Raw genomic sequence first — 7,474 nt, 5'->3', positions numbered from 1 at the left:
AGCTTTTCCCTGAGCGCCTCGGCCCTGGCGCTTTCCAGCATGATCATGTCCACCTGGCGGCTGTGAATCAGCAAGTAGCCCAACAGACGGGTTTTCCGCAGCGTCTCCGCCGCGCCGAAGCCTTCGGCCACGGCAAAGAGCGAATCATCCTTGACGTCCGCGCGGAAGCCGTGCCCTTCCAGCAGCCCCGCCAACATCCGGGCGCGCAGGCGGCGGCGCTCGCGGTCCGCCGCGCCGCCCTTGAACTGGAAATTTACGAAGTTTTCATGGCTGTCTTCTCCGGCCAGGCATTCCACAGTGCAGAAATGATAGCCGTAGCGCGCCTGCAGAATCATGTAATGCTCGCCGATGATAAAGAAGTTGCGTTCCGCCATGGTGGTGGGCGCGGTGCTTTCCAATTCCGGGTTCATGGCGCTTTCAAAAACCACGCTCATAAAGCCCGCGGCCCCGCTGCCGGGCGGCCCGGCCCAAGGCACGGCCACCATGCCTTCCCAAAGGGCCAGCATGGGCCGGCTGGCGATTTCGGACAAATCCACCACCGGGCCGCTGACCGGCCGGGTGAAACCGCCGCCCATATCCACCACCCAGTACTGCAATTTGGCACCGGCCTTGAGCTGCTTGCCCATACGCCGACTGACGCCCGTATCGTCGTCGAACATCAGCCGCACCGCCTTTTCATGGCAGAACCGGGTGATATCGTGCAGGCTTCGGCAATGTTGCGGCGCGAATTCCGGCGCGTCCGGGTCCAGCAGGTGCAAGGGAGTCATGAGCCGGGCCAGCGCCTCCAGGCGCAGATACACGGGGCTGCCCGCCATGAGGTTGGGCGGCGCGCTCACGGACGGGATCAACTGGGCCTGACGTCCGGCCAGAACCACATTGCGGTCCGCATCCAGGGTCACGTCACCGGCTTTTTCCAGGAGGCCGCAGGCGTCCGGCAGGCTGAAAATGGCGGGCAGGCGGTATTCACGGGCCACGGAGGCCAGATGCCCGGCCATGCCGCCGGTTTCGCTGACCAGACCGGAGGCCCGCGCCAACAGCGTGGCCCAGCGGGGATAGGCCCGCTCCACCACCAGCACGCCGCCTTCGGGAAACGAGAGCATGTCAGCTTCCTTGCGGGCCACAAAGGCCGGGCCCATGCCCACGCCGGGACTTACCGGCACGCCGCCGCCCGCCAGCACGGTCAGACCCGGCGGCAGTTCCGCCGCCTGAGCTCCCGGTTTCCGCCCCCCCCCGGTCTCGCGCTCCCCGTAGGCCTCGTGCAAAGGCCGGCTCTGCAAAACCACAATGCGTCCGTCCCCGGCTTCCAGGGCCCATTCCACGTCCTGCGGCTCATTGTAATATTCTTCCAGGGCCAGGGCCACGCGGGCCAGTTTGGCAGCCTGGGCGTCGGCAAGGCTGGGGGCGGCTTCCGCATCCGCCGGATGCTTTTCCAGCAGATGCGGCGGATTTTCACGGCTGAATACAAAAACATCGGGCGTAACCGCCCCGTCCACCACGGCCTGGGGCAGACCGGGCACGGCGTTAAGCACGACCCTCTCCCGCCCCTGGGAGGCGGCCACCGGATCGCGGCTGTAGGCCACGCCGCCCGCCGCGGCCCGAACCATGGCCAGTACGCCCACGGACATGGGAGCCGCGTCATCCGGAATGCCGCGCTGATAGCGGTAACTCATGGCCGTGACCGCATATTTGCTGGCCACGATTTCCTTCCAGACTTCGCAGGCCTCTTCGGGCGGCACGTTGAGTTCCGAACGATACTGCCCGGCAAAGGTCACGCCCAGGGCGTCCTCGCCCACGGCGCTGCTGCGCAACGCCAGAAGCAGGTCGTCCCCGGCCCGCGCTTTCATGGCCGCCACGGCTTCGGTAATGGCCGCTTCCAGGTCCGGAGGCAGAGGCGCCGCCAGCACGCATTGCTGCAGGGCCGCGGACAGGCTGAACACTTCGTCCAGGCTGCGCATGTCCGTGGCCTGGATACGGCGCTCCAGCTCGCTCTGGAGGCCATTGTACGCCATGAAACGATAGTAGGCTGCCACCGTCACCGCAAAGCCGTCGGGCACAGCCAGGCCCACATTGGCGGCCAGCTCGCCCAGATTGGCCATTTTACCGCCCACCCTGGGCAGGTCGGCCAGCCGCACGTCGGCCAGGGGCAGGATCAGCGGCCCCTGCGCGAGATGCTCCGGCTGGGCCAGCAGGCGTTCCATGTCCCCCCGGATGCGGTCAAAAGCCTTCTGCAGGGGGGCGTAGCCGTTGTCGGACAGAGCGTTCAACTCGCGCACCATCTGGAACACGGCGGTCACCGCGCGGGTGCTCACGGCGCGCACATAGTCCATGCCGAAGGGTTTGACGCCGCCGAGGCGCTCTTCCACATCGCTCATGGCTTCCAGGGCGCTCTTGTTGGCTGAAAGCAAACGCCGGAAACGCGCGCAACGCTCACGCAGACGGGCTTTGAATTCCTCCTCGCGAGCCAATGCGGCCGGATCAGGCGCGGGCGGTTCCCCGCGGCCCAGCCAGCGGCGCAAATGCTTCAACATGGCCATATCAGACAGCGGAACGGGCCGCTTCCTCCATTTTGATGATCAGTTCACTGATGGACACGGGCTTGAGCATATAGTCGTACGCGCCCAGATCCATGCCCTGCACGGCCACGCCCATGCAGGCATGCCCGGTGAGCAGGATCACCGGCAGTTCGGGGGCCTTGGCCTTCATGCGCCGCAGAGTTTCCAGGCCGTCCATGCCGGGCATGCGCACATCCATGACCACCACTTTGAACATTTCCCCGCCTTCCGCAAGGACAGCATCCAGCATATCCAGGGCGCTCTGCCCGTCCGGGGCGGTACTCACTTCCATGCCGCGCCGGGAAAGGCGCTTTTCCATCAATTGCAGGAATTCCACTTCATCGTCCACGAACAATACACGCATAGGCGCTCCTGGCTCAAAACGTTCATCCGAATTCCGGCCCTGCCGTCCGCTGCCAACGGCAAGCAACGCTTTACATATTGAGGCTGCTACTCCTCAACATCCTCTTCCTGCGGGCTTTCAGCCGGTTCAAGCGGCAAAGTAATGCAAAATGTGGTGCCCTGGCCCGGTTGGCTTTGAACCTCAATCCGGCCGCCCAGCTTTTCCAGAATGGTAAAACAGATCGCCAGCCCCAGGCCCGTGCCCTCCCCCACCTTCTTGGTGGTAAAGAAGGGGTCGAAAATGCGCTTCAGGGTTTCCTCGTCCATGCCGGGCCCGCTGTCCGTAAAAAAGATGCGCGCGCCCTGCTCACAGGCTTCGGTGCGGATGCACAGGCTGCCGTCCTTGCCGATGGCGTCAATGGCGTTGTCAATGATATTGATGAAGACCTGCTCCAACTGGGCCGGGTCCGACAGAATCACGGGCAGTTGCGGATCGAATTCCTTTTTGATGACGATATTTCGGCTGGCGGCCTCTGTTTTGAGCATTTCCACGGCCTGGTCAGCCAGAGAATTGAGCAGTATTTCCGTCCGGCTGGGGTTCATGCGGCGACCAAAGCCCAGCATGCGCTGGGTAATGCCCTTGGCGCGCTTGACGTGCTGCTCGATCTTTTCCGTGCTCTCCAGGACCTCCTGGTAGTTTTTCATGCTTTCCGGTTTTTCGTCTTCCAGCAGATCCCGGATCCAGCCCGCGTTCTCCTGAATCAACATCAGGGGATTGTTGACCTCATGGGCAACACCGGCGGCCATCTTGCCCAAGGCCGCCATCTTGCTGGATTGCAGCATGCGGGCGTCAATATGGGCCTGCTTCTGGTCCGAAGCGGCCAGAGAAGCCACCAGATGCCGGGTGCAAACCACCGCGCCCACACTGACCACCGCGCTGCCCAGCAGCACGAAGAGCAGAATCAGCACCTGAAGCTGGCGCAGGGGTTGCAGGCTCTCGCCCACATCGTCCACCACCACCAGCACCCAGGGCATGGAATCCAGACGCATCATGGCCGCCAGCAGGTTCTGGCCGCCCTCCTTGCCTGCGGGCGCGTCCAGGGGCATGGTCAGCATGCCGTTGTGGGCGGCCTTGAGGGGAGGCAGCTTGAACTTGCCCATGATCTTGCCGTGATACAGGGAATCCGTCTGGAGTACCCCCTGCTCGCTGACCAGAAAGGCGTCGCTGTGCTGGCCGGAATAGACCCGGCGCAACAGGGCGTCGATGGCTTCCATGTCGATGGTGGCGCGCATGATGTAGCTGCGTCCGCCTTCGTGCCGGAGCACCGCGATGATGAAATGCGGCACGTGCCGGTAGCCCATGAACACGTCGCTGACATAGACGCCTTTGCGCAGCACCTCATGGAACCAGGGGGTTTCGGCGTAATTGGCGTCGTTCAGATCATAGGGGCCCACATAGGCCACATGGCGGCCGTCCATGCCGATGATGCCCAGATCCACAAAGGAGCGGCTGTTGTTCTGCATGACGCTGAAAATCTCGCTCAGCCGGGCGGGGTCGCTCAGTTCAGCATAGGGGTGGGTGAAGGCCAGGGTTTTGATCTGGGCCACCCGCTCCACAATAAAGGTGTCCAGGGCGCGGTGCTTGCTGCTGGTCACGGCCTCCAGGCCCGCGCTGATTTTCTCGTCGTAGATATTGTTGATGCGGTCCAGGCAGAACACGCCCAAAGCCGCCAGCGGCGTGAGCGCCAGCAGGAGCAGGGTCAGCAGCAGACGACGGTAGATGACTCTGTAGCCCCGGAGGGGGGCGGACGACGTCAACGGCATGGGGGCGCCTCCTGAGCGTCGGTTGCGGGCAGGGCCCGGCCCGTGAACAAAGCCCGGCAATGGGCGAGCATTTCCTCGCGCCGGGCCGCCACCTGGGCCGTATCCTGCATGATCATGTCCAACTGACGGGTATGAATGGTCATATACCCGGCCACGGCCAGCAGATGTTCGCCTTCGTCCGGGTCCATGCCTTCCAGGCGGGCGCTGACGGCGTCGTTGCGCAGCACGGGCGCGAAGCCGAATTCCCAGAGCAGATCGGCCACGAAACGCACCCGCAGGATGCGCCGCTCAATGTTCGCCGCGCCGCCGCGCAACTGGAACAGCAGATAATTTTCCTTGCTGCGCTCGCCCAGGCGCGCTTCCACCGAGACGAAATGAAAGCCGAAGCGCGAATGCAGGCTGCAATAGTCACGCGAAATCATGAAATAGTTCTTTTCAGAAAAATACGCGGTCTGGGCCGCCGGGTCCAGATGCGGGTTGGCCGTGGCCTCGAACAGCACGGACAAAAACCCCTTGCCGTCCACGGGCGGCGGCCCCTGCCAGGGATGGGCGTTCATGCCGCGCCAGAGGGACAGCATGGGCCGCGAGACGATCTGCTCCACATCAATGACCGGCCCGGCCGGGGTGGCGGCAAAGCCGTCGCTGAGATTGACCACCCAGAACTGCTTGAGCACCGTATCCCGCAGTTGCTTGACCCGCTGGGGCGCGTATTTTTTTTCCGCGCCCAAGGCGAACATGGCGCTGACCGCCTTTTCATGGCAGTAGCGGGCGATGTCGTGGTAGGTGGCGCAGTTGGCGGCTTTGAAGTCCACGCTGTCCACGTCGATGGTCAGGGGCAGAATATGGGCGGCCGCGTTTTGGAGAATACGAAACACCGGGCTGCCCGGCATGAAATCGCGCGGTTTCGCGGCTCCGGCCAGCAGTTCGTCCCGCCGACCGTCGTACACGCGGCCCAGATCCGCGCAGAGGGTGACTTTCCGCCCCTTGGGCAGGATTTCCAGAGCCCCGTTCAATCCGAAAAGGGCCGGTTTGCCGAATTCGCGGGCCAGAGAGCCCAGGCGGGAGCCCAGCAGGCCGCGCTCGGCTACCAGACCGGCGGCCCGATCAATGAGCGAAGCCCAGAGATACCTGTCGTCGGGCAGCACCAGGATGCCGCCCTGCGGGAAGCGGCGCGCGTCCTCCCAGGTCCGGACCGGCACCACGGGCCCGCAGACCCTGCCGGGGTTGGCCGTCATGCCGCCCGCCAGCAGGGGCGGCGGCAACGCGGCCTCGTCCGGCACGGGCTGGGCCGACGTATCCGCCTGCGACGCCAACATCATGGGCCGCACCAGCAAAAGCCGCACCGGAGCGCCGGGCGCGCAGACCCAGGTCAACGAAAGCGGACGGCCTTCGACGTCCTCCAGGGCCAGAGCCAGTTCCGTGACCCGCAGGGCCGTGGCGTCATCCAGAACCGGATGCTCCGGGTCGTGCGGTTCGCGGCAGCGCACCTCATGCGGCGCGCTGCGGCTCACGCGCAGCAAGTCCACGGGCAGAGCGGAATATTCCATGTCCTGCGGCAGGCCGTCGCAGGCATAGACATGCACGTTGACGCCGTGCGGCTGCAAGGGGTTGCCCGTATGGGCCAGCCCGCCCCAGGCGCCCTCCTCCACGGCCAGGCAGGTCACGCAGACGCCTGCTCCGGCCTCGGTAAGGCCGCGCGCCCGCCGGTAGATCAGGGCCTGCGCCCGCTGCTTGCGGGCCAGGGTGACGTGCAGGGCGTTCAGAATTTCCTTGTCCGGCGCGTCCAGGGGCACGGAGGGGCCCCAGAGCAACAGGCCGGGATCCATGACGTTTTCCGCCGTGCCCGGATCGCCGCTTTCGTTTTCACCTTCAGGAACCGGGCGCGGCCAGAGGCGGCCCCGCAGCAAAAGGCGCATGGGCCGTTGACATCGGTCGCGCAGGACGCGCACCTCGGCCAGTACGGCTTCGGCCAGATCTTCGGGCAAAAATGTATTTTCCACCAGACTGCCCAGACTTTCGGACAGCTTGGACAAGTGCTCCGGACCAAAACCGCCCGCCGCCTGAATCCGGCGATTGATCTCGCTTTGCAGGTCGCCGCTCTGGAAAAAATGCTGGCAGCCCGCCGCCGTGACCACAAAGCCAAGGGGCACGGCTTGGGGAAAACGCCCGCGCAGGCTTTCCAGGCGGGCCGTAGCCGGGTCCACCAGGGCTTCCTCTCCGGCGTCATCCAGATTCCCGTGGCCCAGCGGCAACACCAGCGGCCCCAGCAGACAAGATTCCGGCTCATAGACTTCGGCGGCCACGGTCTTTTGCAGTTCCGCGAAGCGTGCGTAGAGCGCCGGGCCAGGGGTGGGATCCAGGCGCTCCAATTGCTGGATGCACTGAAAGACCTGGGTGGCGACCCTGGTGCAGAGCGCGCGAACGCGGTACAGGCCGAAAGGATGATCGCAGCAGAGCGTGTACTCCACTTCGGTCATGGTTTCCTGAAACTTATTCCAGGCGGTGAGAAAGAGCTTGAAGGAGTGATGGCGCAGGGCGAAAAAACGCTCGGCTTCGCCGCCGTCGGGCACAGCCCCGCCGGAGGCTTTTTTTGTGGAGCGCGTGAGAAAACCCAACAGACGGGAAAGGGACATGGCGACTCCGTCGGCGGTTCTGCCGCCCCGTGAGGGTGGATGCGCATGCCGCGCGCCAAGCCGCGCCGCGTTGCTCCGCCGGATTGCGGGGATTGTTTTTTCTAGCACAATCTCCGGACCGCT

Annotated in this window: 4 protein-coding genes; all 4 read right to left on the bottom strand. The window is 64.6% G+C overall.

Going from position 1 to position 7,474, the window contains the following annotated elements; genetic code table 11:
- Positions 1 to 2,528, bottom strand: a 2,528-nt coding sequence (locus tag KH208_RS10095; RefSeq protein WP_291435963.1) for a PEP/pyruvate-binding domain-containing protein, incomplete at its 3' end; no start/stop codon positions are given.
- 7 nt (positions 2,529 to 2,535) lie between these two features.
- Positions 2,536 to 2,916, bottom strand: coding sequence for a response regulator (locus tag KH208_RS10090; protein ID WP_291435961.1), 381 nt, complete (start codon positions 2,914 to 2,916; stop codon positions 2,536 to 2,538).
- A gap of 86 nt (positions 2,917 to 3,002) precedes the next feature.
- Positions 3,003 to 4,718: a sensor histidine kinase gene (locus tag KH208_RS10085; RefSeq protein ID WP_291435960.1), complete on the bottom strand. Its 1,716-nt coding sequence runs from the start codon at positions 4,716 to 4,718 to the stop codon at positions 3,003 to 3,005.
- Positions 4,709 to 7,351, bottom strand: coding sequence for a PEP/pyruvate-binding domain-containing protein (locus KH208_RS10080; RefSeq protein ID WP_291435958.1), 2,643 nt, complete (start codon positions 7,349 to 7,351; stop codon positions 4,709 to 4,711). Before KH208_RS10080 ends, KH208_RS10085 begins: the two co-directional genes overlap by 10 nt.
- Positions 7,352 to 7,474 lie beyond the last annotated feature (123 nt).

The sequence above is a fragment of the Desulfovibrio sp. genome (genome assembly GCF_018379785.1).
Classification (GTDB): domain Bacteria; phylum Desulfobacterota; class Desulfovibrionia; order Desulfovibrionales; family Desulfovibrionaceae; genus Desulfovibrio.
Note: the sequence above shows the minus strand (reverse complement) of the source record. Positions and strands in the feature narration are given on the sequence as shown.